General features: G+C 63.3%; 29 protein-coding genes and 1 tRNA gene. 18 read left to right on the forward strand and 12 right to left on the reverse strand.

Annotation, left to right across the window (positions count from 1 at the left end; genetic code table 11):
* Nucleotides 1-24 precede the first annotated feature (24 nt).
* The gene (locus DPM35_RS32145; RefSeq protein WP_146767917.1) at nucleotides 25-240 is read left to right on the forward strand and encodes a hypothetical protein; all 216 of its coding nucleotides are present in this window, start codon (nucleotides 25-27) and stop codon (nucleotides 238-240) included.
* A 92-nt stretch (nucleotides 241-332) separates the two neighbouring features.
* Nucleotides 333-767: a hypothetical protein gene (locus tag DPM35_RS06105; protein ID WP_112126429.1), complete on the forward strand. Its 435-nt coding sequence runs from the start codon at nucleotides 333-335 to the stop codon at nucleotides 765-767.
* Nucleotides 768-860: 93 nt separating this feature from the next.
* On the opposite strand, the gene DPM35_RS06110 is transcribed toward DPM35_RS06105, so the two are convergent.
* The 3 genes from DPM35_RS06110 to DPM35_RS06120 form a co-directional block, all read right to left on the reverse strand.
* The gene (locus DPM35_RS06110; protein ID WP_112126430.1) at nucleotides 861-2,051 is read right to left on the reverse strand and encodes an NADH-quinone oxidoreductase subunit D; all 1,191 of its coding nucleotides are present in this window, start codon (nucleotides 2,049-2,051) and stop codon (nucleotides 861-863) included.
* Nucleotides 2,052-2,110: 59 nt separating this feature from the next.
* The gene (locus tag DPM35_RS06115) at nucleotides 2,111-2,506 is read right to left on the reverse strand and encodes a hypothetical protein (RefSeq protein ID WP_112126431.1); all 396 of its coding nucleotides are present in this window, start codon (nucleotides 2,504-2,506) and stop codon (nucleotides 2,111-2,113) included.
* An 82-nt stretch (nucleotides 2,507-2,588) separates the two neighbouring features.
* Nucleotides 2,589-3,206, reverse strand: coding sequence for an alpha-ketoglutarate-dependent dioxygenase AlkB (locus tag DPM35_RS06120; protein WP_112126432.1), 618 nt, complete (start codon nucleotides 3,204-3,206; stop codon nucleotides 2,589-2,591).
* 90 nt (nucleotides 3,207-3,296) lie between these two features.
* Between DPM35_RS06120 and DPM35_RS06125 the strand changes: the two genes are divergently transcribed.
* Entirely contained in the window at nucleotides 3,297-3,521 is a 225-nt protein-coding gene (locus DPM35_RS06125; protein WP_342633666.1) for a KTSC domain-containing protein, read from the forward strand.
* 35 nt (nucleotides 3,522-3,556) lie between these two features.
* Here DPM35_RS06125 and DPM35_RS06130 read toward each other — a convergent pair whose 3' ends face one another.
* Complete coding sequence (locus DPM35_RS06130) at nucleotides 3,557-4,678, reverse strand: NAD(P)/FAD-dependent oxidoreductase (protein ID WP_112126433.1); 1,122 nt, start codon at nucleotides 4,676-4,678, stop codon at nucleotides 3,557-3,559.
* A 196-nt stretch (nucleotides 4,679-4,874) separates the two neighbouring features.
* Between DPM35_RS06130 and DPM35_RS06135 the strand changes: the two genes are divergently transcribed.
* Together DPM35_RS06135 and msuE are read left to right on the forward strand one after the other, a co-directional pair.
* Nucleotides 4,875-6,257 (forward strand): aspartate aminotransferase family protein, encoded by a 1,383-nt coding sequence (locus DPM35_RS06135; RefSeq protein WP_112126434.1) that lies wholly within the window; start codon nucleotides 4,875-4,877, stop codon nucleotides 6,255-6,257.
* A 229-nt stretch (nucleotides 6,258-6,486) separates the two neighbouring features.
* Nucleotides 6,487-7,047 (forward strand): FMN reductase, encoded by a 561-nt coding sequence (msuE, locus tag DPM35_RS06140; RefSeq protein WP_112126435.1) that lies wholly within the window; start codon nucleotides 6,487-6,489, stop codon nucleotides 7,045-7,047.
* Between the two features lie 171 nt (nucleotides 7,048-7,218).
* On the opposite strand, the gene DPM35_RS06145 is transcribed toward msuE, so the two are convergent.
* From DPM35_RS06145 to DPM35_RS06160, 4 genes are read right to left on the reverse strand one after another with little or no spacing between them, the layout of a single operon-like run.
* Entirely contained in the window at nucleotides 7,219-8,907 is a 1,689-nt protein-coding gene (locus DPM35_RS06145; RefSeq protein ID WP_112126436.1) for an acyl-CoA dehydrogenase family protein, read from the reverse strand.
* Nucleotides 8,908-8,910: 3 nt separating this feature from the next.
* Entirely contained in the window at nucleotides 8,911-9,699 is a 789-nt protein-coding gene (locus DPM35_RS06150; protein ID WP_198419709.1) for a crotonase/enoyl-CoA hydratase family protein, read from the reverse strand.
* A complete protein-coding gene (locus DPM35_RS06155) occupies nucleotides 9,696-11,312 on the reverse strand; it encodes an AMP-binding protein (RefSeq protein WP_112126437.1) in 1,617 nt (538 codons plus the stop codon). Before DPM35_RS06155 ends, DPM35_RS06150 begins: the two co-directional genes overlap by 4 nt.
* On the reverse strand, nucleotides 11,309-12,412 hold the full coding sequence (locus DPM35_RS06160; RefSeq protein WP_112126438.1) for a glycine cleavage T C-terminal barrel domain-containing protein: 1,104 nt from the start codon (nucleotides 12,410-12,412) through the stop codon (nucleotides 11,309-11,311). The genes DPM35_RS06155 and DPM35_RS06160 overlap by 4 nt, the downstream gene beginning before the upstream one ends.
* Nucleotides 12,413-12,609: 197 nt before the next feature.
* Between DPM35_RS06160 and DPM35_RS06165 the strand changes: the two genes are divergently transcribed.
* Nucleotides 12,610-13,506: a LysR substrate-binding domain-containing protein gene (locus DPM35_RS06165; protein ID WP_112126439.1), complete on the forward strand. Its 897-nt coding sequence runs from the start codon at nucleotides 12,610-12,612 to the stop codon at nucleotides 13,504-13,506.
* Between the two features lie 30 nt (nucleotides 13,507-13,536).
* Here the strand turns inward: DPM35_RS06165 and DPM35_RS06170 are convergent.
* Nucleotides 13,537-13,626 (reverse strand) — tRNA-Ser (locus DPM35_RS06170).
* 484 nt (nucleotides 13,627-14,110) lie between these two features.
* Here DPM35_RS06170 and DPM35_RS06175 point away from each other — a divergent pair.
* The 6 genes from DPM35_RS06175 (at nucleotide 14,111) to DPM35_RS06200 (ending at nucleotide 19,388) form a co-directional block, all read left to right on the forward strand.
* Nucleotides 14,111-14,851, forward strand: coding sequence for a metallophosphoesterase family protein (locus tag DPM35_RS06175; RefSeq protein WP_112126440.1), 741 nt, complete (start codon nucleotides 14,111-14,113; stop codon nucleotides 14,849-14,851).
* 119 nt (nucleotides 14,852-14,970) lie between these two features.
* Nucleotides 14,971-16,383, forward strand: a complete 1,413-nt coding sequence (locus DPM35_RS06180; RefSeq protein WP_112126441.1) for a bifunctional serine/threonine-protein kinase/universal stress protein — start codon at nucleotides 14,971-14,973, stop codon at nucleotides 16,381-16,383.
* Nucleotides 16,384-16,487: 104 nt separating this feature from the next.
* On the forward strand, nucleotides 16,488-17,189 hold the full coding sequence (locus DPM35_RS06185; protein WP_112126442.1) for a DUF2569 family protein: 702 nt from the start codon (nucleotides 16,488-16,490) through the stop codon (nucleotides 17,187-17,189).
* Between the two features lie 84 nt (nucleotides 17,190-17,273).
* Nucleotides 17,274-17,600, forward strand: a complete 327-nt coding sequence (locus DPM35_RS06190; RefSeq protein WP_112126443.1) for a hypothetical protein — start codon at nucleotides 17,274-17,276, stop codon at nucleotides 17,598-17,600.
* Nucleotides 17,601-17,875: 275 nt separating this feature from the next.
* On the forward strand, nucleotides 17,876-18,865 hold the full coding sequence (locus DPM35_RS06195; protein WP_112126444.1) for a BMP family lipoprotein: 990 nt from the start codon (nucleotides 17,876-17,878) through the stop codon (nucleotides 18,863-18,865).
* Nucleotides 18,866-18,929: 64 nt separating this feature from the next.
* On the forward strand, nucleotides 18,930-19,388 hold the full coding sequence (locus DPM35_RS06200) for a GNAT family N-acetyltransferase (protein WP_245431454.1): 459 nt from the start codon (nucleotides 18,930-18,932) through the stop codon (nucleotides 19,386-19,388).
* Here the strand turns inward: DPM35_RS06200 and DPM35_RS06205 are convergent.
* On the reverse strand, nucleotides 19,383-19,790 hold the full coding sequence (locus tag DPM35_RS06205; protein WP_112126445.1) for a hypothetical protein: 408 nt from the start codon (nucleotides 19,788-19,790) through the stop codon (nucleotides 19,383-19,385). The genes DPM35_RS06200 and DPM35_RS06205 overlap by 6 nt on opposite strands.
* 22 nt (nucleotides 19,791-19,812) lie before the next feature.
* Nucleotides 19,813-20,016, reverse strand: a complete 204-nt coding sequence (locus DPM35_RS06210; protein WP_181591940.1) for a SlyX family protein — start codon at nucleotides 20,014-20,016, stop codon at nucleotides 19,813-19,815.
* Nucleotides 20,017-20,180: 164 nt separating this feature from the next.
* Between DPM35_RS06210 and DPM35_RS06215 the strand changes: the two genes are divergently transcribed.
* The 6 genes from DPM35_RS06215 (at nucleotide 20,181) to deoA (ending at nucleotide 26,407) form a co-directional block, all read left to right on the forward strand.
* Nucleotides 20,181-21,713 carry an ABC transporter ATP-binding protein gene (locus DPM35_RS06215; RefSeq protein WP_042639284.1) on the forward strand — a complete coding sequence of 511 codons (1,533 nt, stop codon included), beginning with the start codon at nucleotides 20,181-20,183 and terminating at the stop codon, nucleotides 21,711-21,713.
* Nucleotides 21,710-22,849 carry an ABC transporter permease gene (locus DPM35_RS06220; protein ID WP_112126447.1) on the forward strand — a complete coding sequence of 380 codons (1,140 nt, stop codon included), beginning with the start codon at nucleotides 21,710-21,712 and terminating at the stop codon, nucleotides 22,847-22,849. Before DPM35_RS06215 ends, DPM35_RS06220 begins: the two co-directional genes overlap by 4 nt.
* 1 nt (nucleotide 22,850) lies before the next feature.
* Nucleotides 22,851-23,822, forward strand: coding sequence for an ABC transporter permease (locus DPM35_RS06225; RefSeq protein ID WP_112126448.1), 972 nt, complete (start codon nucleotides 22,851-22,853; stop codon nucleotides 23,820-23,822).
* A gap of 76 nt (nucleotides 23,823-23,898) precedes the next feature.
* The gene (gene cdd / locus DPM35_RS06230; RefSeq protein WP_112127070.1) at nucleotides 23,899-24,291 is read left to right on the forward strand and encodes a cytidine deaminase; all 393 of its coding nucleotides are present in this window, start codon (nucleotides 23,899-23,901) and stop codon (nucleotides 24,289-24,291) included.
* A complete protein-coding gene (locus DPM35_RS06235; RefSeq protein ID WP_112126449.1) occupies nucleotides 24,288-25,091 on the forward strand; it encodes a purine-nucleoside phosphorylase in 804 nt (267 codons plus the stop codon). Before cdd ends, DPM35_RS06235 begins: the two co-directional genes overlap by 4 nt.
* Entirely contained in the window at nucleotides 25,091-26,407 is a 1,317-nt protein-coding gene (gene deoA, locus DPM35_RS06240) for a thymidine phosphorylase (protein WP_112126450.1), read from the forward strand. Before DPM35_RS06235 ends, deoA begins: the two co-directional genes overlap by 1 nt.
* A 5-nt stretch (nucleotides 26,408-26,412) precedes the next feature.
* Here the strand turns inward: deoA and DPM35_RS06245 are convergent, their stop codons facing one another.
* Entirely contained in the window at nucleotides 26,413-26,979 is a 567-nt protein-coding gene (locus DPM35_RS06245) for a TIGR02281 family clan AA aspartic protease (protein ID WP_112126451.1), read from the reverse strand.

Below are 26,979 nucleotides of genomic sequence, written 5' to 3' on the forward strand. Positions count from 1 at the left end.
GGAGACGGGTCCGGATTGGGGAGAATGGCCATCGCTCTATCCTTCCGCTCGGCGCCTTGGCTGGCTCTGCGCGATCCCGACAGGCGGGATGTCCTGCCCGACCTGAAATGGTGGGGGCGATCGCCACGTTCAGACGTTTCGTCGGGGGCGATCGGCGGCGCAAGCTGGCAGAACGGCCGCGCCAGCGGATGGTTCCCACACGATCGCGCCGCGAGATTGCGACAGGTGACGATCAAATGATTCCGCGCGTCCGTTTCGGCTCTTGCCGGCGCCGGTCGGCGCCTTAATTCCCATTGCGGGCGGGTGATTGTCTGTCGATACAGGAGACGGCCGTGAAGCACCAAACCCTTGACCAAATCAACGCCGTTGCCGACGTTCATGCCGAAGCACCGGCTCTCATCGCCAATCGGGGCCAGCGCCTTGAGCGCTGGGCACAACTTCTCGAACAAAGCCCCGGCCGCCGCCTCACGGCGTTGGCGGGCACCGAATACGCTCCACCCGACGTGCGTGAAAGAATGCGCACCGACGGATCGGCGATCACCGTCGCATTCGAAGATCCGATCTTCCGTGCGCAGGGCCTGCAGGATGACACTTACGGTGAAGCCAAGCGCTTCTTCGAGATGAGCGACTGGCAACTGCATGAGGTTGTCTGCCATTGCCATGTCGGCGCCAACATGCCGGCACGCTGGGCGGCGTCGCGCGTGCGCGCGGCGGTCTCTCCGGGGGCGGGCATTCTTGCGTGGCTGAGAGCTGTGTTCATGCATTAAGGCGGTTCCGTCGGCGAGACCGTGCCGAGCTCGACGGTTGATGGAAGAGATGGGGAGGCGCCGGGCTCTCCTCCTCGTCGGCGATCGATCTCGTCAGCGATCGATCTCGCCGAAGACGATGTCGAGCGAGCCAATGATCGCCGCGACATCCGCCAGCATGTGCCCGCGCGACAGGAAGTCCATCGCCTGGAGATGGGCGAAGGATGGCGCGCGTATCTTGCAGCGATAGGGAATGTTGCTGCCGTCGGAGACCAGGTAGACGCCGAACTCGCCCTTCGGCGCCTCAACCGCGGCATAAACCTCGCCACGCGGCACGCGGTGGCCTTCGGTATAAAGCTTGAAATGATGGATGGTCGCTTCCATGGAGCGCTTCATGGTGGCGCGCGACGGCGGCGTGATCTTCCGATTGGGCACCGCGACCGGGCCCTGGCCATCGGGTGAGCGCAGCTTCTCCAGGCACTGCCGCATGATGCGCACCGACTGGCGCATCTCTTCCATGCGCACCAGGTAGCGGTCGTAACAGTCGCCGTTCTTGCCGATCGGGATATCGAACTCCATCTCGGGATAGCATTCATAGGGCTGTGCCTTGCGAAGGTCCCAGGCGGCGCCCGAGCCGCGCACCATGGGGCCGGAAAAACCCAGGGCCCAGGCGTCATCGAGCGAAATCGCGCCGACATCGACGTTGCGCTGCTTGAAGATGCGGTTGTCGGTAAGCAGGCCTTCGAGATTGTCGCAGACCTTCAGGAACGGATCGCAGAAATCCCAGATGTCGTCCAGGAGCTGCTCCGGCAGATCCTGGTGCACACCGCCGACGCGGAAATAATTGGCATGCATGCGGGCGCCGGATGCGCGTTCATAAAACACCATCAGCTTCTCGCGTTCGGCGAAACCCCAAAGCGGCGGCGTCAGCGCGCCGATATCCATGGCTTGGGTGGTGACGTTGAGAAGATGCGAGAGCAACCGGCCGATCTCGCAAAACAGCACGCGAATGAGTTGCCCGCGTCGGGGAACCGATATTTCCAGCAGCTTTTCGGCGGCAAGGCAGAAGGCATGCTCCTGGTTCATCGGTGCGACATAATCGAGCCGGTCGAAATAGGGCAGCGCCTGCAGGTAGTTCTTGTATTCGATCAGCTTCTCGGTGCCGCGATGGAGCAGGCCGATATGCGGATCGGCGCGGTCGACGATCTCGCCGTCCAATTCCAGCACCAGCCGCAGCACGCCATGCGCGGACGGGTGCTGCGGCCCGAAGTTCAGGGTGAAGTTGCGAACCGCGGCTTCGGTCATGGCGACCTCCGCAAGGGTGAGGATCGAAGGCGGGACGCGGTCGCTCGGCCGCTGGCCGGTCAGGCCGTCGTCTGGATGATCAGCGTCAGCGTGCCGTCACCGTCGATGTTGGCGGCCACGACCTGCGAGGAATTCAGCCCGTTCGCATGCAGGACCGACGTTGCCGCGGGCGAAGCATCGACCGAGCTCTGCAGCTTGGCCAGCTCCTTGGCCGTCGTCCTGGTGACGATGGCCTCCGCCTGCGCCTTCACTTCCGAAGGCAGGTCCTCGATCGCGACCACGACGATGTTGGTGACGTTCTGGGCGGCATCGTCCTGGCCGGGCTGCGGCTGGTCCGGGATAAGCTCCTGAGCAGGAGGCGGGGCTTGCGGCGGCTGCGGATCGGCGCGTTGAGCAGAAGCGGGCTGCGCCATTGCCATTGCCGACAGCATCAGGACCATCGTCAGCGTGCGCATCGTCTTTCCTTTCGATCTCGAAATCTGACGACACAACCCCGGGGCCGGGTGATGGTTCCCGGAAAGCCGTGACAGCGACCACTTAAGAGATGCGCATTGTCCGGAAGGTGACGGAGTAGCGGTGTTGTTCGACAGGCGGGATGGAGTGCTCCCACTCATTTCGCGCCGGTCCCGCCATGAGATAGACCGACCTGGGCTCGACGTCGATCGTTGCCCGGTCCCATGCCGTGCCGTTCCTGCGGCGCAGCCGGAAGCTGCAGGGCGCCAGCAGGGAAACGCCGGCGACCAGCTCGAAATGCGGCTTGTCCCGATGCCAGCCTATACCGGCGCCCGGGCGATACTCGTTGATCAGCAGCTGCGCGAATTCGCTCGCCGCGATGCCCGCGAATTCGGCGACCTTGGCGCGCAGCGGCAGCAGGAAATCCGGAATGGGCGGCGCGTCGAGCACCTGGCGGCGCTCATAGTCATAGCGCAGGCCGAAGCCGACGACCTGCCTGTTGGCGAGATAGCCGTGAAAGTCGAACGGCTTGAAAGGCAGGCCGCGGATATGGCGGACCAGTTCGTGCTCTTCGCCACGGGTGATCAGGTCCGGATGGTAGGAGAAGCCTTCGGGTAGGCTTGCGGGCAGCGCGCGTCCGGGCGCACCAAAGAGATCGCCATGGCAGGCGCTCTGCTTGGTCGGGCGTCTGGCTGATGACATGCGGCTCAGATAGGCGATCGGAGCACGTATGCAAGGCCACTCCCGGCCCGCGGAACCTGGAGATGCGCGAAGGGTTAGGTTGGGAACGGGATGCCGGCCATGCCTTCCACCGCAATCCAGAACATTCAATACGATCCGTCGCGGCGAGTCCTTTCGGTATGGTTCGTTCCGAGCGGCAACCGCTACGACTATGAGGATGTGGAACCCGAGACCTACACAGCCTTCAAGGCAGCTTTCTCAAAAGGCCAATTCTTCAACGAATTCGTGCGCGATCGCTTCAGATACCGCCTGGTTGGACGTGGACGCCGGCAATGAGCGCCAGGGCGCCGTGTCTTGACGCCGCGGCGCCGTCAGCCCGTCTTGGGCGCGACGATGCGCATCACATGCTCGGCAATCGCCAGGCTTGCAGTCAGGCCGGGGCTTTCGATGCCGAACAAGTTGACGAGGCCGTCGATGCCATGCGTTGCGGCATCCTGGATGACGAAATCGCTGTTGGCGTCGCCTGGGCCCGAGAGCTTCGGCCGGATGCCGCTATAGGCCGCCTGTAGGCTGCCATCGGGCAGATCGGGCCAATATTTGCGGATCGCGGCATAGAAGCGCTCGCCGCGCGCCGGGTCGACGCGATAGTCGATCGTGTCCGTCCACTCGACGTCCGGTCCGAAGCGTGCGGCGCCCGCAAGATCGAGAGTAAGATGGACGCCGAGTCCGCCGGGCTCAGGCACGGGATAGACAAGGTGTGAAAAGGGCGCGCGCCCGGCAACCGAGAAATAATTACCCTTGGCATACCGAAGCGTCGGCAGGAATTGTTGGCCAAACCCCTCAAGGGAGCCTGCCAAGGTGACAGCGCCCAGGCCGGCCGCGTTGATAAGGCGCGGTGCTGCGATCTCGAACTGCTCGCCGCTCGCCGCGTCCATCGTCCGTACCACAATCCTGTTCGGCCCGACGCGGCCTGAGACGATGGGCGTGTTGAGCGCCAGCGTCGCGCCGCTGTCCTCCGCGTCGCCGAGCAGGCCGAGCATGAGCGCGTGGCTGTCGATGATGCCAGTGGAAGGCGAAAGCAGCGCCTTGGTGCAGTGAAGCGCCGGCTCCAGTGCTTGCGCTTCGGCGGCGGAGACGAAGCGCAAATCGTCGACGCCACAGGCAGCGGCGCCGGCCTGGATCGTGGCAAGCACGGGGTCCTGGGCCTCGTCGGTCGCGACGATAAGCTTGCCCGCGCGGCGATGCGGAATCGCGCGTTCCGCACAGTATCGGTACAGCATGTCGCGGCCAGCGACGCAGAGCCGGGCCTTCAGCGACCCTTGCGGATAGTAGATCCCGGCATGGATGACTTCGGAATTGCGCGAGCTCGTCTCGGTGCCTATGGCGTCCGCCGCTTCGAGGACCAGCGTGGCGAGACCTTGGGCGGCCATGGCGCGCGCGACCGCCAGGCCGATGAGGCCGGCGCCGGCGACGATGCAATCGACTTGTTCCATGCTCCAACCCTGCCGCGCCATCAGTTCCGCGACGGTCGCGGCTTGTTGGCGCTATCGATCCCGGCTTCGCGGCTCTTGCGATCAGCCTTCGCGATGAGGCATCAGCCGCGACAATGCAACGCGGAATTTTCGGATTTCTCAACGAGGAAGCTCGTCCTATTTCCGCTTTGGCCCCCCAAGACAGGACCCCACCACAATGGACGCCAGACCGAATTCCCCCGAAGCCCGCGATATCCGCTACCACATGCATGGCTACACCAATGCCCGCAAGCATCAGGAAACGGGGCCGCTGGTGATCGAAAAGGGCGACGGCGTCTATGTCGAGGACATTGCCGGCAACCGCTACATCGAGGCGATGGCGGGCTTGTGGAGCGTCGCCGTCGGCTTCTCGGAAAAGCGGCTGGTCGAAGCCGCGACAAGACAGATGTCGAAGCTGCCTTTCTATCACGACTTCGGCTCGAAGGCGCATTCGCCGCTGATCGACCTGGCCGAGAAGCTGGTGCAGATGGCGCCGGTGCCAATGAGCAAGGCCTATTTCACCAATTCCGGCTCCGAGGCCAACGATACCGCGATCAAGATGATCTGGTATCGCTCGAATGCGCTTGGACAGCCGGCGCGCAAGAAGATCATCAGCCGCAAGCGCGGCTATCATGGCGTCACCATCGCCTCGGCGAGCCTGACCGGCCTGCCCAACAACCATCTCTCCTTCGATCTGCCGATCGCCAATATCCTGCACACGTCGTCGACGCCGCATCACTGGCGAGAGGCCCAGCCCGGCGAGAGCGAGGAACAGTTCTCCGCCCGGCTCGCAGACGAGTTGGAAAAGCTCATCCTTGCCGAGGGGCCTGAAACGATCGCCGCCTTCATCGGCGAGCCGATCATGGGCGCCGGCGGCGTCATCGTCCCGCCGGCCGGCTATTGGGAGAAGATCCAGGCGGTGCTGTCGAAATACGGCATGCTGCTGGTGGCCGACGAGGTGATTTGCGGTTTTGGCAGGACCGGCGAGATGTTCGGATCCCAGACCTTCGGCATCAAGCCCGACATCATGGTGCTGTCAAAGCAGATTTCCTCGTCCTACCTGCCGATCTCGGCGCTGCTCATCAACGACAAGGTGTTCGAGCCGATCGCCGACGAGAGCGACCGCATAGGCACCTTCGGCCACGGCTTCACCGGTGGCGGTCATCCGGTGGCCGCGGCCGTCGCGCTGGAGAACATCAAGGTGATCGAGGAGCGCGACCTAGTCGGCAATGCGCGCAAGGTCGGCGCGCATCTGCAGGCGCGGCTGCGCAAGCTCGCCTCGCATCCGCTGGTGGGCGAGGTGCGCGGGGTCGGCCTCATCGCCGCGGTCGAGCTCGTCGCCGACAAGGCGACCAAAGTGCCCTGGGGCAAGCCGGCGGCGCTCGGCGCGTTGGTCAACGGCTTCCTGCAGCAGAACGGCGTCATCTCGCGCAACATGGGCGACGCGATCGCCTTCTGTCCGCCGCTGATCATCACCGAGGCGCAGATCGACGCTTTGGTCGATGCGTTCGAGCGGTCGCTCGACGCGGCGTTGCCGCAGGTTCATCCGCAGGGCGGCTGAAGACGATCGAGGACGGCGCCCGATGTCTTTGGCGCCCTCTTTCCCCTGCTGAACGGCAAGCTGCTTATGCGCGTCTCGCCGTCGGTATCCATAATCTGTTCGATCCATGGAAAAATTGTTCGGCGGGGAGCTCTCCAAGGGTCGACGGTTCCTTCTAAGGTGGGTCGGAGTCTATAAAAATTATAGACATTGGACGTTTGGCGTCGACCTACCGAGAAAGTGCCACAGCATGCCCAATCCAACCGTTGTCGGTTTCTCCGGAAATTTCACGCGGCCGTCGAAGACGCGCGGCTTTGTGGAGCATGTCGTCAGGGATATCGCGGTCCGCAACAATCTGTCCGCCAGCACCTATGACATCGAGGACGTCGGAGCCTCGCTCGGCAGCGCCAAATGGGCGCGCGATCTCGATCAGCAGGGCCGCGACGTCCTCGACAAGGTCGTCAACGCCGATGTGCTGGTGGTCGGGTCGCCGACCTACAAGGGCAGCTACACGGGCCTGTTCAAGCACTTCTTCGACCTGCTCGATCCGTCCGCGCTCAGGGGCAAGCCGGTGCTGCTGCTTGCCACCGGCGGGGGCGAACGGCACGCGCTGATCGTCGAGCATCAACTGCGGCCGCTGTTCGGCTTCTTCGAGGCGCTTGCCTTGCCGACGGGAGTTTATGCGACGGACAAGGATTTCGCCGACGGCGTGCTTGTGTCCGAAGCGATCCGCAAACGCGCCGCGCAGGCGGTCGAGGAAGCGGGATATGCGCTGCTGCGCGCGGGCGGTCAGCGGGTCGCGGCCGAATAGCCGGGGCCTCTGGCCGCAGGACGTTTCCCGATGGGTGAGGCCATAGCCAATACGCGGCCACCACTGGAACCGCGCCTGCTCGTGCGAGCAGATCGTGACCTGCTGGGCTTTAGGCATATGGACGATCTCGCCCGGTCCTGCGGTGACGCCGCCTGACACCGCAGGTAAAGGCTACTGGAGATCATATGTTGCCAAGATCCCAGCTCCCGATAATGCGGATTTTGCTGCAGCCATCGCGGTCGGCAATTCAACAGTGATGAAATAGCGGGCCTCACTTTCATTGGCGCCGCCTTGTGCTAGAGCCGCGCTCTCCGCCAGATATCCCCCGGCAATGACAGCGGCCAAGGCGCGGAGGAGTGGCATTGCGGCCGCCAGCGACTGGACGCTGTCGGGCGCTTTGGATAGCGTCTTCGCCAGTTCCGATATTTCAGACACAATACGGCTTGCGAGCGGTTCGCCGGCAACGATCGCCAGTCCCTCCCGGCTGGATTTCAGGGCGTCAAACAGCGTCTCGCCGTCTTCCAGACGTAGCTTTCGCGAGACAAGGTCAATGGCCTGTATGCCATTGGTGCCTTCGTAGATCGGCAGAATACGAGCGTCGCGATAAAGCTGCGCAACGCCCGTCTCCTCAATGTATCCCATTCCGCCGTGGATCTGAATTGCAGTTGACGTTACCTCAACCGCTATCTCCGTCGAGTAGGCTTTGGCCAACGGTGTCAATAGAGAGGCCCTTGCATGCGCAAGCCGTCGGTCATCAGCTGATTTTGCTTTCAGGCTCCCGTCGATCCAAGAGGCGGTGGCCATGCATAGCAGACGTGCAGCAGCGGTCTTGGCCCGCATTTCAAGGAGCATTCGTTTGACGTCAGGATGATGAATTATTGCGCTCGCGCCTGCTCGCTGATCCGGAACGCTTCCCTGGCGCCGTTCCCTTGCATACGCGACCGACATCTGCGTGGCCCGCTCGGCGAGCGCAACTCCCTGGACGCCAACAAGAAGCCTCGCGTTGTTCATCATCGTGAACATGCAATTGAGGCCGCGGTTCTCTTTTCCGATCAGCCATCCTTTCGCGCCGCCGTTGTCACCATAGGTCATGGCGCAGGTCGGTGAACCGTGTATGCCGAGCTTGTGCTCGAGCGAATGGCAGCGCAGGTCGTTGCGTGCTCCGTCAGGCAGAAATTTAGGGACGAGAAACAGGGAGATTCCCCGGGTGCCGGCAGGCGCATCGGCAAGTCGCGCCAAGACCAGATGCACGATGTTGGACGCGCAATCATGCTCGCCATACGTTATGAAAATCTTGCTGCCGGTGATGGAGTAAGTGCCGTCGCCCAACCGTTCCGCTCGGCAGCGTAGATCCGAAAGATCGGAGCCAGCCTGCGGTTCCGTGAGGTTCATGGTGCCGGTCCATTCTCCGGACACGAGCTTGGGCAGGTAAAGATCCTTGAGGTCCTGGCAGGCATGCGCCGCAATCGCTTCGATGGCACCTGCCGTCAGAAGCGGGCAGAGAGCGAAGGCCATGGAAGCCGAGTTCCACAGTTCGGTGCATCCCACGGCCATCAACATGGGAAGGCCTTGCCCGCCATGGTCGGCAGGGCCCGCTAAGCCGTTCCAGCCAGCTGCGCACCAGTCCCGATAGGTTGCGCGCCAACCCGGAGGTGTTGTGACTATCCCGTCGTTGATGGATGCCGGAAGCCGGTCGCCGACCTGGTTCAAGGGGGCGATACGTTCGGCGGCAAAACGCCCGGCCTCGGAAATGATGGCCTGCGCATCATCGAGAGAGAGATCGGCATAATGAGGAGCGCCGAACTTCCCGGCGCTCTGCATCGCCAAAAGAATCTGGGACACAGGCGGTCGATAGGTCATCTGTCACCTGGTCCCCGGTTCGAGACGCTCGGTTTTCTTGGAAAAGAAGGCCTCGAGCCGCTCCCTGATATCCGGGTTGGTTTGCACGGCTGCGGCAAGCAGGCCTTCCGCAAACAGGCCGTCCGTGGTGGACATGTCATTGATGCGGGATATGCCGGTCACAATGGCAAAATTGGTGGTTGGGGGATTGGAGGCAACCTGCGCAGCCAGCATCTTGGCACGGGCGAGGGCTTGGCCGTCACCAACCACTTCATGGCATAGGCCAAGATCCAGCCCGCGTCGGGCGTCGTAGGTCCTTGCCGACAGCATCATGTCGATCATGCGCGCCGGCGTGATGATGCGGGCTACGCGTACCGTTGCGCCGCCGCCCGTGAAGATGCCGCGCTGGCCTTCCGGAAGAGCAAAGAAGGCACTCTCCTCTGCTACGCGGACATGCGCCGCCGCCGCCAGTTCGAGGCCGCCGCCCACGACTGCCCCCTTGAGCGCGGCGACCACGGGGATGCCGCTGAATTGAATGAGGTCGAAGGTTCGGTGCCAGGCTTGGCACATCGTCATGAATTCGACTGGAGAGCGGTCCTTCTCATAATGCTCCCGCAGATCCAGCCCGGCGCAGAAATGTGCGCCCCTGGCCGAAAGCACGAAACACCTCGTACCCCGGGGCGGCGCCCGAAACACGTTTTCGATCTCCATCAGCATGTCTTCGCTAATGGCATTGCGCCTATCCTCGCGTGCCAGCGTCACGACGGTTACAGCGCCTTCCGTCTCGATGGTGAGGTATTGTTGTTTCATCATGGAAAAGCCTTGGCCCGTTCACGTAACTTGTACTTTTCGATCTTCCCCGTCGAAGTCTTGGGCAAGGTCTCAAAGATATAATGCTTTGGAATCTTGAAGCCGGAGAGATGTTGCCGGCAGAACTGGTTCAGGTCATCCGCGGTGGCATTTGCACCAGGCTTGAGCTCCACGAAAGCGCAAGGTGTTTCGCCCCATTTGACATCGTGCTTGGCCACGACAGCGGCGGCGCTGACGGCCGAGTGCCGGTAGAGAACAGACTCCACCTCGATCGAGGAAATGTTCTCCCCGCCAGAGATGATGATGTCCTTGATGCGGTCTTTGATTTCGAGGAAGCCGTCCGGATACTGCACGGCGACGTCGCCAGTGTGGAACACTCCGCCTGCAAAGGCAGCTTCCGTGGCTGCCTCGTCCTTGTGATAGCCTTTCATGATCGTGTTGCCGCGCAGCACGATCTCGCCCATCGCGCTGCCATCCTGGGGCAGGCGCGTTCCGGATTGAGCGTCCCAAATCTCGGCCGATTCCGTTGTGGGAAAACGCACTCCCTGGCGCGCTTTCATCATCGCGCGTCTGGTGAAATCCAAACCGTCCCATGCCTGGTCCCAGATGGATTGGACGACATGGCCGTAGGTTTCCGTGAGGCCGTACACTTGCATCACATCGAAGCCCAGCGCTTCGACTTTCTCAAGAATGGCCGCAGGCGGCGGCGCTCCGGCCGTCATGACCCGAACCGCATGCGGGAGTGTAAAAAGTTCTGCTTCGGCGGCCTCTACCAGCATGCCGAGCACGACGGGCGCCCCGCCAAAATGGGTGACACCGAAAGCCTCGATGGCCCCGACGATCGCCTTGGCCGAGATCTGCCTGCAACAGACGATCGTCGCTGCAAGCGCGGTCATGGTCCACGCATGCCCCCAGCCGTTGCAGTGGAACATGGGCACTGTGTAAAGATAGGTCGGATGGCCCGAGAGTCCCCATCCCGCGATGGTGCCCAGTGCCATGAGATAGGCGCCGCGATGATGGTAGAGCACGCCTTTGGGCCGCCCGCTGGTGCCGGATGTATAGTTCAGGCACAGGGTCTGCCATTCGTCGGCCGGCAGTAGCGGCACGAAGGCTGGGGCTTCGGACTGAACCAAATCCGCGTGGCGGATGCATCCGGCCGGACCATCCCCAGGTCCGCCCAGATCGATGAAGGTCGGCATGGCGCCTGTGACTCGTGCAAGCGTCGCCTCGGCCAATGGCCGGCATTGCCTGTCGACCATCAAAACGCGCGCTTCCGCGTGGTCCAGAATGTAGGCAACCGTCTCGGCATCGAGGCGGATATTGATGGTGTTGAGGACCGCGCCGGCCATCGCGACGGCGAAGTGTGCCTCAAACATCTCAGCCGTGTTGGGGGCAAGGACCGAAACGACGTCGCCTGGCTTGACACCCAAACGGATCAAGCCCGCCGCCAGAGCCTCGCAGCGGCGGCGCACTTCCAGCCAGGTGAAGCGACGATCCTCATCGATGATTGCCACGCGATCAGGGTAAACATCAGCCGTACGGTAGAGGAATGAGATCGGGGTCAACGGCACGTGATTGGCGGCCCGAGGTCGGAGATAAGGCGCCTCGTCAATCATAGGAAAGGAAGCTCCACCAGCCGCGCCGCCATCGAACCGTTCGCGCGATTGACGCTGACCGTCGCTCCGGCCTTCACATCGGTCGATATCAAGGCATATCCGATGTTGGCCTTCATTCGGGGCGACCACGTGCAATGCGTCATCACGCCGACCTTGGTGCCGTCGAAGGTGATGTCCTCACGTTTGGCGCCAAACGGCACCGGCATCGAGGCATCGAAGATGAGACCCAGTTGATGCCGCTTCGGTCCCTCGGCTTCAATCTTTCGGAGTGCTCCGATCCCAACAACATCGTCGGGAACGTCGAGATCGACATACTTGCCGAGCCGAACTTCGAAGGGATTGGTTTCGTCGTCGGTGTCGCCTCCCACCGACACAAGTCCGCTCTCGGTGCGTTCGGCAGTTGCCGGTGCGCCAGGGCCGATCCCCCAGGGCTTGCCCGCTTCCTTGAAGATGTTCCAGAGCTTCGTGCCCTGCGTCCCATCCCTCAGATAAATCTCAAATCCGCCTTGTTTGGACCACCCAGATCGCTGCACCGCTATCGGAATGCCGTCGATCTCGGTTTCCTTGAACCAGAAGTACTTCAGCGCGCGCACCCAATCGCCCAGAACATGGGCCACAACATCCTCGGCCTTGGGTCCCTGCAGGGCCATGGGCGAGACGTCGGGTTCGGTAATCTCGACATTCAGCCCGCGTTCCGCCGCAATGGCACTGGCCCAAAGCCAGATGTCGCTGTCCGCAATCGAGAGCCAATAGAGGTCGTCGGAGAGCTTCAACAAGATCGGGTCATTGATGATCGTGCCGCGATGGTTGCAAAGCGGCACATATTTTCCTTGGCCAATTTTACAGGCCGAGAGATCGCGCGGCGACAGGATTTGTGCCAGCCGGCCTGCGTCCGGTCCCTTGAGCTGCACCTGGCGTTCCACACCGACATCCCATTGCGAGACGCCGTTGATCAGCCGCCAGTATTCTCCCTCCGGGTCGCCGAACGATGTCGGCATGATCATGCGGTTGTAGACATTCGCAGCCACCATGCCTTCCGCGACGGCGGCTTCAAAGAAGGGCGATGGACGAACGCGGGCAGTTGGGAAGAACGAGAACATTGGATCCCTCGGGCTGCATTATCGGCGGTACCTGCCGCCTTCCTCATCAGGGACAGCTCTGAGCTTCGGAAGTGGAGGCTCACTTGGTCCCGCCGGCGCAGGTGAGCCTTGAATGTCTCGGCAACGCGTGTTGCGTCAAACAACCGTTTCGCAGACAATGACCCTGTTTCTGTTATACATAGGTTGGAGATGACTAGATGCAGCTCGATCTGCCGCCTCTCATTTGGCTGCGAGCCTTCGAAGCCGCAGCGCGCCACCTCAGCTTCACCGATGCTGCCAAGGAGCTAAATCTCACTCAGGCTGCCATCTCCAAGCACGTCAAATCGCTCGAGTTCAGCCTGCGGCATCAGCTCTTCATCCGCCACCCCCGCAGCCTGCAACTGACCAAGACCGGGGAGGCCTACCTACCGAAGGTGCGCGACGCATTCGAGCGTCTGGCTGTCGGTACCCGTGAGGTATTCGGTGGGCGCCGAGCGAAGGAGCTGACAGTGCGATGCGCGGTGTCGTTCGCGGTCAATTGGCTGGCGCCCCGTCTCCCGGAATTTCTGGACTGCAATCCCGACAAGAATATCCGGATTATCTCGAGTGTCTGGAACGATGCCTTCGATACTGACGTCTTTGATCTTGACATTCAGTACGGCACTGGCGGTTGGAGCAACGTGCGGAGTCACCGTTTGACATGGGAGACCATTACGCCCCTCTGCGCCCCTGGCCTCATCGCGAAACGACCACTGAACCGGCCCGACGATCTGCGGGAACACCGGTTACTGCATGTGCTCGGATACCAGGAAGGCTGGGGGATCTGGCTGAATGCCGCCAAGGCAAAAATGGTCGACCCGGGACAAGGCTTGCAACTCGACACCTCCTTGACGGCCTTCGAGATCGCGGCAGAAGGTGGCGGCGTGGCACTCGGGCGGTTGTCTGTTGCCAACCGAGAACGGAAATCCGGCAGGCTGTTCGCGCCATTCGATCTCGAAGTTCCGATTGACGAGGCCTTTCACCTGTTGGAGCCCCTCGGAAGGGATCCGCATCCCGACGCCGCGCTTTTCGTCGACTGGCTGCTCGAAGCCGCGGCTCGCAATCGAGTTGGCTAACTATTTGAAAAATTGATTATTAAGAAGCTATGGCGGAGAGAGCGGGATTCGAACCCGCGTTACGGTTTCCCGTAAACACACTTTCCAGGCGTGCGCCTTCAACCACTCGGCCACCTCTCCGTCCTTGACATCTCGCGCCGGCCGGTTCCGCCGCGCGGGTTGGGGAGATGCTCCCATGGGAAGTCCTTTACGGATATGTGGTGTGCCTTCAACCGGCGGGCAACCCTTCCCTGCGCCGCTAGCCGTCTAGGCAAACAGGCGCGGGGCTCATCTAGTCGATCCGAAAGCGAATGCCAAGCCATAATGGCGTTGCAAAAGCTTTTGGCCGTGGATGGCCCCGAAGGCCGCCTTAACGAAGGCGTGCTGCGCGTTCGCGTGATGTGAGTGGCTGACCCGCAGGAGCCGTTCGCGCCTAAGCGTGCGGCCTGGTTTCAGAGTGCGTCAGAGGCCGGACAGCCGATCCGCAGCCAATGTCGTGGAAGTCGACAAGGTAACTCCAGTTGGCGGGGGAAGCTCGGCCGCAAGCTCGCGCGGGTATTGAGCCGGATCAAATTCCTTGCAGCCGTCGCCTTGCTATGTTGCCCGCTTCCCGGGACAAGGTTGAATGCGCATCGCGATCCTGTCTGACATCCATGCCAACCGTGAGGCGTTCGACGCAATCCTCGGCGTCGTTCGGAAGCAGGCACCGGACCAGCTGGTTCTGCTTGGCGATCTGGTCGGCTACGGGCCCGATCCCGTCTATGTGATCGAGAAGGCCGCCGATCTGGTGGAGGGCGGTGCATTCTGCATCAAGGGCAACCACGATGAAGCGGCGGCGTTGGTTCGGACCGACATGACGGAGAACGCGCGGATCGCCATCGAGTGGACCCGCGAACGGCTCGCCCGGGCACATCTCGATTTTCTTGCGCAGCTGCCGCTCTCGTCACGATCCTCGGACCGGCTCTATGTTCACGCCAGCGCGGAACGGCCGGAAAAATGGCTGTACATACGCGACGTCGACGCGGCGGAACACTGCCTCTCCTCGAGCGATGCCCGCTTCATCTTCTGTGGCCATACCCACATTCCAGCCATTTACTACGCTTTGCCCGGCAGCCGGCCGGTTCATTTTCGGCCGCTGGACAATGTGGGGGCGCCTTTGTCCGAGCTCAGGCGGCATCTTGTCGTCGTTGGGGCGGTCGGCCAGCCGCGTGACGGCAACCCGGCCGCCTGCTTCGCGCTTCTCGACACGGACCGGCGCGAGGTGACGATGGTCCGCGTTCCTTACGATCATGAAGAAACCGCTCGCAAGATTCAGGCGTCAGGCTTGCCCGGGTGGCTTGGCATGCGCTTGAAGATCGGCCGCTAGAGCGTTTCACCGTTTCACGGAAACGGCGAACCGCTCTATCTCCTTGTTTTTACGCAATTCCGGACGGAAAACGGCTCACACTTTTCCTGGAATTGCTCTGGTCAGCCTGGAGGCGATGGATGCAGAAGTTCGAGGCAGGGGCAAGCATCGATGGTTTCGAGCTCGTCGAACGGCTTCAATCCGGCGGCATGGCGACGCTATGGCGGGCGAGAAATCCGAAATTCGATTTCCCGCTTCTCTTGAAGATACCGTTTCTTGACCCGGGCGGAGACGTTTCCGTCATTCTCGGCTTCGAAGCCGAGGAACTGATCCTCAAACGCCTGTCTGGTCCGCATGTGCCACGCTTCGCGGCATCCGGAAGCCTGGCGAAGGTTCCTTATATTGCGATGGAGTTCGTCGCCGGCGTCGCTCTGGCGGAACTGACGAACCGCGCGCCACAGCCGCCGGACGAGGTGGCAAGGATCGGCGGCGAAATTGCGAAGGCGCTCGCCGCCTTGCACCGCCAGAAGGTCGTCCACCTCGATCTCAAGCCTGAAAACATCATTGTGGCCGAGCGCGGCGCCGTGCTTTTGGACTTCGGCCTCGCCCGCCATGCAGAGCTTCCGGATCTTCTCGGCGAAGAGAGTTCCGTGCCGATGGGCACGGCGGCCTATATGTCGCCGGAACAGGTGCTGGGCGAGAGGTCCGATCCCGCAAGCGATATATTCGCGCTGGGCTGCATCCTCTATCAGCTCGCCACCGGCGAGGAGCCGTTCGGGCGTCCGGCCACCTTCGCGGGAATGAAGCGCAGGCTCTATCATGCGCCCAAGCCGCCGCGAGATATCGACAAGGCGATACCGAGGTGGCTGGAGGCCGTCATTCTGCGATGCATGGAAGTCGACAGATCCAAGCGCTATGGCGAAGCGGCGCATGTTCTCTCGGATCTCAGGAATCCCGATCAGGTTGTGGTCGCCAGGAAGAGCGCGCCATCGAACGAAGGGACCTGGGGCGCAATCAGGAACTTTTTCCACAGGACGGACGAGAAGTCGCTGGTGGGCGAGGCGGCCAGCTCCGCGGCGCGCGCCGGGCCGCCGATCGTCTTGGCCGCGGTCGACCTTGCCAACGGAAGCGATGCGCTGGCGGGCGAGGTTCGCAACGAAACCGCGCGTGTCCTTGCGGCACGCCAGGATTCCTGGCTGGCCTGCGTGACGGTGTTGAAGACCGAGATCGTCGGCAAGACACCGGATGTCGATGAATCGGGGCGCCTAGTCTATCTGCAGCGGCTGGTCGCGTTGAAGGACTGGGCGCGCCCGCTGCATCTGCCGGAGGACCGTATAAGCTATCACGTGCTGGAGGCGGTCAGTCCGGCCGACGCGATCCTCAATTATGCCGAGCACAATGATGTCGGGCACATCGTCGTCGGCGCCCGATCCTCTTCGGCAATCCGCCGCCACCTCGGCAGCGTGTCGACCAAGGTCGTGGCGCGAGCCCTTTGCTCGGTGTCGGTCGTGCGATTGAAAGCGGTCGAGGAAGAGAAGCGGCTGCGGCCGTGAGGTGGTCGGTGCTCCGCAAGACCATCCGAGCTTGACTTCGGCCTTGCCTGCCTGTCGACTGCTCCCAGAATTGCATTGGGCTTTGCGAGGGGCATTGTCCTGACATGGCATCGATCGACCAGCAACCCGCGGGGCGGCCGGACAGCGGGCTTTCCTTCATCCCGGTGGCCTGGCTCGTCATCGTCATGGGGCTCTCGGGCTATGGCCTGATCTCGAACTGGCGGCTGATCGGCGACTTCAGCCTGCCGGATAACGTTCTCTTCCTGATCTATGGCGGCCTCGCCGGCGGCGTCATCACCATTCTGTGGGGGCTGTACCTGCTTGGTCTCGCCTTCAACCGGTCGGCCCGTTTCCCGCGCCACTACACGATCTGGCAGGTCGCCATCATCATCTGGATCCTCTTGCGCCAGGCCTATGTGCTGCTCGTGTCCGACTTCGTCTTCTCGGCCGAGGGGCTGGGCTTCACCGTCGCCGAGATCGCCATCGGCCTGCTCTGTATCTATCTCCTGCGCAACGGGGCCGGGGCCGAGACGGTCTACGCCAATCCGGAGACCGAGCGGCCGCCGGTCTTCGTCTCGATCCTCGCCGCGTTGCTCGGCATCATCCTTGGCGGCGCGATCGGCGCCTGCGCCGGATTCTTCGCCGGTTCGCTGATAGCGGACCTGACCCATATGAGCTGCTTCGAGGGCGCCTGCGGATTTTTCGCGGCTTTCATCGGGCTGGGAGGCCTGATCGTCGGGGCGATCGCCGGCGGCATTTTCGCGATCTGGCGGGTCAACCGGCGCAGACCGGCGCGGGCTCGTTAATTTCATGGTCCGCGATTGCGCGGGAACCACGCACGCTCTATGTCGATGGCGGGGTAGACGGGAGCCTTCCCGGGGAGAGCGTCGATGTTGCGTTTCATCTTTCGGCTGGCGGCCATGGTTGCGCTGTCGATTTCCGTCATCATGGCGGTGATCGACACGACACGTTCGGTCGCTGCCTCCTCGCTGGTTATGACGCCGCTCAATGCAAGCTGGCTGGCGGTCTCACCCGACACCCGCGCCGCCTTCGAGAGCTTCGTGCGCGCCAAGGCAAGCCCGCTGGTGTGGGATGGCGCCGTCGCCTGGGTGCTCGCGCAGCCCGGTTTAGCAGTGTTCGCGGTGCTTGCCTTCCTGCTCTACGCCATCGGCTACCGGCGCAAGCGCCGGGGCGCGGATTTCGCTCCCAGCCCCTGAAGGCTCTCTGACGCAATTCTGGACGGAAGGCTAAGGCGAAACCGCCGAGCCTGACCGCGTCACTCTTTCCCGGAATTGCTCAAAGAGCCGCGCCGGACCCCCGGTAACCGCTTTTTCCAACAGGTCAAAATTCCACGTGAATTTTGTTTCGCGCCGTGCCAGATTGGCCGCGAGCGGGAGGGGCAAACACTTCCTGCCTGGCGTTGCCAGCCTGCCGGAGAACCGGGCGGGCAGGCGGCGCAGAACGCAAAAATAACCGACAGGGTGTGGATCACATGAAACGTATCGTTCTCGGCCTTCTGGCCGCAACCGCAATGGTTCTTCCGGCTTTCGCCGCGGACGTGCAGCCGGCCATCCTCTACGATCTGGGCGGCAAGTTCGACAAATCCTTCAACGAGGCCGCTTATCACGGCGCCGAGAAATTCAAGACCGAGACCGGTGTCGCCTATGTCGAGTTCGAAGTCTCGAATGCCTCGCAGCGCGAGCAGGCGCTGCGCCGCTTCGCCGAGGACGGCCGCAACCCGATCGTCATGGCCGGTTTTGCCTGGGAAGACGCGCTGAAAGCGGTCGCGAAAGATTATCCGGACCTGAACTTCGCCATCATCGACGATGCCGTCGACCTGCCCAATGTCCGCTCGCTGGTGTTCAAGGAGAACGAGGGCTCCTACCTCGTCGGCATCCTGGCGGCGATGGCGTCGAAGTCGAAGAAGGTCGGGTTCATCGGCGGCATGGATATCCCGCTGATCCGCAAGTTCGAATGCGGCTATGTCGGCGGCGCCAAGTCGGCGGGTGCCACCGACGTCATCCAGAACATGACCGGCGATACGCCGGCCGCCTGGAACGACCCGGCCAAGGGCGGTGAGATCGCCAAGACGCAGATCGACCAGGGCGCAGACGTGGTCTACGCGGCTGCCGGCGGCACCGGCGTCGGCGTGCTGCAGGCGGCGGCGGATGCCGGCAAGCTTGGCATCGGCGTCGATTCCAACCAGAACGGCCTGCAGCCGGGCAAGGTGCTGACCTCGATGATGAAGCGCGTCGACGTCGCCGTCTACAACGCCTTCATGGACGGCAAGAACGGCACCTTCAAGGGCGGCCTCCAGAATCTCGGCCTCAAGGAGGGCGGCGTCGACTACGCCATGGACGACAACAACAAGGCGCTGGTGACCGACGAGATGAAGGCCGCGGTCGAAAAGGCCAAGGCCGACATCATCGCCGGCAAGATCGAGGTGCACGACTACACCGCTGACAACAAGTGCCCCTATTGATCGGCAGCTGAAGCAGGGTTTGAACCGCCGGGCCAGTGCCCGGCGGTTTCATTTTTGAGAGGAGATGATGCGGCCGACGATCGAAACCATGGCCGAAGGCGACGTCAAGGTAGTGGCGCGGCTCCGCCTGGAGGCTTTCTTTGAAGGTTCCGGCCGGACGCTCGACGAGGACATAGCCGGCCTGCGCCGGCTGATCGCCGGCGATGGGTTCGAGGCGGCGTTCGTCGCTCGCCACCACGGCCGGCCTGTCGGAAGCTGCCTGCTTGTCCGCAACGAAATCGACTCGCCGCACAATCTGACGCCGTGGCTGGCCGGGCTGATCGTCGAGGAGGCATTTCGGGGCAGCGGTGTCGGCACGGCGCTGGTCAGGGCCGTCGAAGCCTATGCCGCGTCGGCCGGCGTCGGCAGGCTTTATCTCTACACCTGGCAAGCGCGCGCATTCTACGAAGCGCTTGGCTGGTCGGCGGTCGAGACTTTCGAGCAGGACGGCGGGCCGATGCTTCTGATGTCGCGTGAACTATAAGGTGCCGACGATATAGCCGAGCGCGAACGCTGCCAGCAGGGCGAGCGCAATGACAAAACCAAGCCTGCCGCCAAGCGAATGCAGGCCGACCCCGTAGGGCTTGCGCTCGAGCCGGTGGATCATCACCGGCGGCGGTTCGGACTCGGGAGCGGCAAGGCCGGCGAGCCGCGCCTGCATCTGCGGCAGTTCGGCAAGTCGTTGGGTGACCAGTTCCCAGCGATTGCCGCGCGCCTCGGGCGTAGCCGGGTCAAGCGCGCGCAAGCGCTCGGCGAGCCGCAGCACCGTGTCGCGAAAGGCGGGATCGATCTCGAGGTCGCGCTCGGCGCGGGCGCGTTCCCTGTCGTTCATCAGGCCAAAGACATAGTCGCCGGCCCGAGCGACCCGGTCGCTTTCACTGGACATGGCCGTCTTTCCCCATGGCTCCTCACCAGTGCGGCGGCTTGGTCACCGGAACATCGGGTGCGGTCTGCTCCTCCAGCTCCAGGAACCGGTCGGTCAAGGCGGCGAGCTTGCGCTCCATGCGCTCGATCACCTTCCACTGTTCGGCGATCTGGCCGGACAGTTCCTCGATGGTCTTTTCCTGCTCAGCGGTGCGGATTTCCAGCGTCGTCAGCCGATCGTCAGGCATGGTTATTCAAAACCCGGGTTTCTGTGAATGTGAAGCTCTCGGCCACCTTCGAAATTGACAAGCGCGCGGGGATTTGTCGAGAGTGAAAGGCCAATTGGCACGGGCTGGGCATCATGCTAGGCATTTTGACCAAGCGATAAAAAAACCTGAGTGGGACAGGCTGCATGGCGCAAGCCGCAATTGAGCTCATAGGCATCAACAAGAGCTTTGGCGCGGTGCGCGCCAACCGCGACATAAACCTGGAGGTCGCGCGCGGCACCATCCACGGCATTGTCGGCGAGAACGGCGCCGGCAAGTCGACGCTGATGTCGATCCTCTACGGCTTCTACCAGGCCGACAGCGGCGAAATTCGCGTCGGCGGCAAGCCTGTTTCGATACACACCTCCAACGACGCCATCGCGCTCGGCATCGGCATGGTCCATCAGCATTTCATGCTGGTCGACAATTTCACGGTGCTGGAAAATGTCATCCTCGGCGCCGAAAGCGATGCGTTGCTGAAGAGCAGCATAACCAAGGCGCGCTCGGAGCTTGACCGGCTGGAACGCGAATACGGCCTGGAGGTCGATCCCGACGCCGTCATCGAGGAGCTGCCGGTCGGCCTGCAGCAGCGCGTCGAGATCCTCAAGGCCCTCTATCGCGGCGCCGAGATCCTGATCCTCGACGAGCCGACGGGCGTGTTGACGCCGGCCGAGGCCGACCACCTTTTCCGCATCCTCAAGCAATTGAAGGACCAGGGAAAAACGATCGTGCTCATCACGCACAAGCTGCGCGAGATCATGGCGATCACCGACACGGTTTCGGTGATGCGCCAGGGAACCATGGTGGCGACCAGGACGACCAAGGAAACCACGGTCGGCGAATTGGCCGAGCTGATGGTCGGCCGGCGCGTGCTGCTCAGGGTCGAGAAAGGTCAGTCGGAAGCCGGCGCGGTGAAACTGTCGGTGAAGAACCTGACGGTGAAGGACCAGCGCGGCGTCACCATGGTCGACAACGTCTCCTTTGACGTGCGCGGCGGCGAGATCGTCGGCATCGCCGGCGTTGCCGGCAACGGCCAGTCGGAACTGCTCGAAGCGATTTCCGGCATCAGGCATGCGGTTTCCGGCGAGGTGATGCTCGACGGCAAGCCGATCGACCTCACCGGCAAGGCCGATCCCGGCGAATTGCGCGACCGCGGGCTCGCCCATGTGCCGGAGGACCGCCACCATGTCGGGCTGGTGCTCGCCTTCGAGGAGAACGAGAATTCCATCCTCGGCTATCACGACGACGAGCGCTATCTGAAGGGGCCGTTCCTCGACGTCGATGCCATCATGGCCGACGCCAAGGACAAGATCGAGAAATACGACATCCGCCCCGCCAATCCACGCCTCAAGACGGCCAATTTCTCCGGCGGCAACCAGCAGAAGATCGTGCTGGCCCGGGAAATGGAACAGGACCCCGGCGTGCTGATCGTCGGCCAGCCGACGCGCGGCGTCGATGTCGGCGCCATCGAATTCATCCACAAGCGGCTGATCGCCATGCGCGACCAGGGCAAGGCCGTGCTGGTGGTGTCGGTCGAGCTCGACGAGATCCGCTCACTCTCCGACCGCATCCTGGTGATGTTTGCCGGCCGTGTCGTGGGCGAGCGCGGCCCGGACGCGACCGAAGGCGAGCTTGGCCTGCTGATGGCCGGTGTGGAACACCAGGAGGCCGCCGAATGAGCACGCCTTACGCAAAGTTGCCGGCCTGGGCCGATTATGGGCTGATCCCGCTGATCAACCTGTCGGTTGCCTTCATCGTCGCCGGCTTCGTCGTCATGCTGGTCGGCGAAAACCCGTTCCGCGCCGCCGTCATCCTGGTCGAGGGCGCCTTCGGCAAGGGCACGGGCATCGCCTTCACGCTGTTCTATGCCACCACTTTCATCTTCACCGGACTGTCGGTAGCGGTGGCGGCGCATTGCAGCCTGTTCAACATCGGCACCGAGGGCCAGGCCTATATAGGCGGCCTCGGCATCGCGCTCGTGTGCCTGAGCTTCGACAGTGTGCTGCCCTGGTGGGTGATCTTTCCGATCGCGATCGTGGCCGCCGCGGCGTTCGGCGCGCTTTGGGGCCTGATCCCGGCCTATCTCCAGGCCAAGCGCGGCTCGCACATCGTCATCACCACCATCATGTTCAACTTCATCGCCGCCTCGACGATGGTCTATCTGCTGGTCGGCGCGCTGAAGCCGGCCGGCTCGCAGGCGCCGCAGACGCGCAATTTCCTTGCCGGCGCGGAACTGCCAAAGCTCAACTGGGTCATCGAATTGTTCGGCGCCAAGATACGCTCGGCGCCGCTCAACATCTGCTTCCTGCTGGCTCTGGTCATGGCCTTCCTGGTCTGGCTTCTGATCTGGCGCACCCGGCTCGGCTATGAAATGCGCACCTATGGCCACAGCCCGAAGGCGGCGCGCTACGCCGGCATTTCGGAAACCCGCATCATCATCACCGCCATGATGATCTCGGGCGCGCTGGCCGGCATGATGGCGCTCAACCCCGTCATGGGCGACCAGCACAATGTCGCGATCGATTTCGTTTCCGGCGCCGGCTATGTCGGCATCGCGGTCGCGCTGATGGGCCGGCTGCATCCGGTCGGCATCGTGCTGGCGGCGATCCTGTTCGGGATGCTCTACCAGGGCGGCGCCGAGCTCGCCTTCGAGATGCCGGCGATCAGCCGCGACATGATCGTCATCATCCAGGGGTTGGTCATCCTGTTCGCCGGCGCGCTGGAACATATGTTCAGGCCTTACATCCAGGCGCTTTTCGCCTCGATCAGCCCGAAGTCGGTCGGCATGCAGGCGGTCAGGGGGACAGGGGCCTGAGATGGACATGTTCAACGCAATCGTCCAGGTGCTGGACTCGACCATCCGCCTCTCGGTGCCGCTGCTGCTAGCCTGCCTGGCGGGCCTTTATTCGGAACGGGCCGGCATCTTCGACATCGGGCTGGAAGGCAAGATGCTGGTCGGCGCCTTTGCCGGGGCTTCCGCCGCCGCCGTCTTCCATTCGGCGCTGATCGGCCTCGGCACGGCAATCCTGATCTCGGTCGCCTTCGCCCTGGTGCACGGCTTCGCCTCGATCACGCATCGTGGCAACCAGATCGTTTCCGGCGTCGCCATCAACTTCGTTGCCGCCGGATCGACCATCATTCTCGGCCAGGCCTGGTTCAGCCAAGGCGGGCGCACGCCGGCGCTGCAGCCGGGCGAACGCTTTGAGGCGATCACCTGGCCCGGCGCCGATGCGATCAAGGGTGTGCCGATCATCGGCCCGATCTATGCCGAGCTGATTTCCGGCCACTCGATCCTGGTCTATTTCGCCTTCGCCATGGTGCCGTTCACCTGGTGGGTGCTGTTTCGCACCCGATTCGGGTTGAGAATGCGCGCGGTGGGTGAGAACCCGGCCGCCGTCGACACCGCCGGCATCTCGGTCGCGTGGCTGCGCTATCGCGCGCTGATCTGCACCGGTATCCTGACCGGCGTTGCCGGCGCCTACCTGTCGATGGTCCAGAACGGCGGCTTCGTGAAGGACATGACGGCGGGCAAGGGCTATATCGCGCTGGCGGCGCTGATCTTCGCCAAATGGAAGCCGGTCAATGCCATGTTCGCCTGCCTGTTGTTCGGCTTCCTCGACGCGGCCTCGATCCGCCTGCAGGGCTCGCCACTGCCGCTTGTCGGCAAGGTGCCGGCGCAGTTCATGCAGGCGCTGCCCTATGTGCTGACCGTCATCCTGCTCGCCGGCTTCATCGGCAAGGCAATCCCGCCGCGCGCCGGCGGCGTGCCCTATGTCAAGGAACGCTGAGGCCGCGAACGCTGAGGCTGGATTTTCGTTCGGCGGCGACCGGCATTTGAACAAGATCGTGGGAGAGAAGAACCGTATGTCGCATGATCTGTTCGAGGCGGCGAAGACGGCGATGGGCAAAGCCTATGCGCCCTATTCGAAATTCCCGGTGGGTGCCGCACTTCGCACCGAGGACGGGCGTGTCTTCACCGGCGCCAATATCGAGGTGGCGTCCTACCCGGAAGGCTGGTGCGCCGAGACGACGGCGCTCGGCCACTACATCATGGGCGGCGGCGGCAGGATCGTCGAGATCGCGGTGATCGCCGAACGCATGGCCAAATGCTCGCCCTGCGGCGGCTGCCGGCAGCGGTTGGCGGAATTCTGCCAGCCTGACACGAAGCTCTATCTCTGCGACGACACCGGCGTGGCCGAGACGGTCACCATGGGCGATATGCTGCCCTACGGCTTCAGGGGCGATATCCTGAAATGATGGAAGCGCTGGATCATCTGGTCGAGAAGTTGGACGGGCTGGCGCCCACGGCGGCGCTCGTGCTTGGCTCCGGCCTTGGCGGGCTGGTCGACCAGGTCAACGATGCCAGGCGCATCTCCTATGCGGAGCTGCCGGGCTTCCCACGCAGCGGCGTTTCCGGCCATGCCGGCGAGGTGGTTGCCGGTTATTTCGCCGGCACACCGGTGCTGATGCTGTCCGGCCGCGCGCATTATTACGAGCATGGCAACGCCGCCGCGATGCGCCCGGCGCTGGAGGTGCTGGCCGGCATCGGCATCTCGCATCTCATCCTCACCAACGCCGCCGGCTCGGTCGATCCCGACATGGGACCTGGCTCGGTGATGTTGATCACCGACCACATCAATTTCTCCGGCTCCAACCCGCTGATCGGCGAGCCGAGCGACCGCCGCTTCGTCGGCCTCACCGAGGCCTATGATGCCGGCCTGCGCGGCGCGATCGAAAAGGCGGCGAAGGCGACCGGCACGGCGCTGCATCAGGGGGTCTATATGTGGTTCTCCGGCCCCTGCTTCGAGACGCCTGCCGAGATCCGCATGGCGCGCGTCATGGGCGCCAACGCCGTCGGCATGTCGACCGTGCCGGAGGTGATCCTCGCTCGCTTCCTCGGTCTCAAGGTTGCTGCCTGCTCGGTGATCACCAACCTGGCGGCCGGCATGACCGGAGCGGAGCTGTCGCACCAGGAAACCAAGGACATGGCGCCGGTCGGCGGCGCACGGCTGGCGACGATCCTGCGGCGCGTCTTCCAGGACGGCCTGCCCGACTGATGCTGCCGCAGGAGATCATCCGCCGCAAGCGCGACGGCCACAAACTCGCAGCCGATGAGATCGCGGCCTTCGTCGCGGGGCTGACGGCCGGCACCATCTCCGAGGGCCAGATCGGCGCTTTCGCAATGGCCGTATTCCTCAACGGCATGAGCCGCGAGGAAGCGGTGGCGTTGACGATCGCCATGCGCGATTCCGGCGATGTGCTCGACTGGTCCGACCTGCCGGGCCCGGTCACCGACAAGCATTCGACGGGTGGCGTCGGCGACAATGTCTCGCTGATGCTGGCGCCGATCGTCGCCGCCTGCGGCGCCTATGTGCCGATGATCTCCGGGCGCGGCCTCGGCCACACCGGCGGCACGCTGGACAAGATGGATGCCATCCCCGGCTATGCCAGCCAGCCTGACGTGGCGCTTTTCCGCAAGACGGTGCTCGAGACCGGCTGCGCCATCATCGGCCAGACGGCCAATCTGGCGCCCGCCGACCGCCGACTCTACGCGATCCGCGACGTGACGGGCACGGTCGAATCCATACCGCTGATCACCGCTTCGATCCTGTCGAAGAAGCTGGCCGCGGGCCTGGGCTCGCTGGTGCTCGACGTCAAGGTCGGCAACGGCGCCTTCATGGAAAAGTCGCGCGATGCCGTCGCCCTGGCGAACAGCCTGGTCGAGGTCGCCAACGGCGCCGGCCTGAACGCATTCGCGCTGGTGACGGGCATGAACGAGCCGCTGGCCTCGGCTGCCGGCAACGCGGTCGAGGTGAAGAATGCCGTGGATTTCCTCACCGGCCGTTTTCGCGACAAGCGGCTGGAGGAGGTGACGCTGGCGCTGGCGGCCGAGATGCTGCAATCGGCGGGGCTGGTTTCGTCGCAGCAAGATGGTCTCAGGCGCGCCACCGAGGCGCTTGCCGGAGGCCGTGCAGCGGCCGTCTTCGCGCGAATGGTGGCAGTGCTTGGCGGCCCCGTCGATTTCATCGAGAAACCGGAAGACTATTTGCCGGCGGCGCCGGTCGAACTGGCCGTGAAAGCGGAACAGGCCGGCTTTGTGACCGGAATCGCCACGCGCGATATCGGGCTTGCCGTCGTGACGCTTGGCGGCGGGCGTTCCCGCCCGGACGACAAGATCGATCATGCGGTTGGTTTGACCCGGCTGCTGCCGGTCGGCGCGGAGTTGCGCTCGGGGGAGGCGCTGGCGCTGGTCCATGCCCGTACCGACGCGGAGGCCGAGGCGGCAGCGGCGGCCGTGCGTGCCGCTTACACGATCGGGAGTTCCAAGCCACCCGCCGAAAAGGCGGTGCTCAGGCGAATATTGCCGCGCTGACCAGTTTACTGAACGAGCAGCAACGCGCCGTCCTGGACCTGGTATCTCTGCAACCGCTGCAGGAAGCTCATACCGATCAGGTTGGTCTGCAGCGCCCGGTCGTCAAGCACCATCGCCTGGACGTTGTCGACCGAGATCTTGCCGATCTGCAGGTGGTCGACCGTCACGACGGCGGCCTTGATCGCCCCATTGGCGGTGTTCACCTGTTGATTGAAATCTGACGGATTGAGCGAGATGCCGATCCTGCGAGCGGTCGAGCTGTTGATGGCGACCAGTGTCGCGCCGGTGTCGATCATGCCGTCGATCTGCCGGCCATTGAGCTTGAACTGCGATGTGAAATGGCCGCGTCCATCGGCATTGACCAGTACCTGGCGGCCAAGCGGCATCGGCGTAGCCGGCTTGGCCGGGACCGAGACGAGATTGACCTGGGGCTCGGCCTTCGGCGCCGCCGGCTGCGAGGCATCGGTCGATTTCAGCAAGCCGTCCACCAGATGCGGATTGGCCTGAAAGACGATCGGAATCGAGGCCGAGGTTCCGGCAAAGATGCCGAGGATGAGAAGCTTGCGCAGCAT

Origin of the sequence: Mesorhizobium atlanticum (genome assembly GCF_003289965.1) — a bacterium.
Taxonomy (GTDB): domain Bacteria; phylum Pseudomonadota; class Alphaproteobacteria; order Rhizobiales; family Rhizobiaceae; genus Mesorhizobium; species Mesorhizobium atlanticum.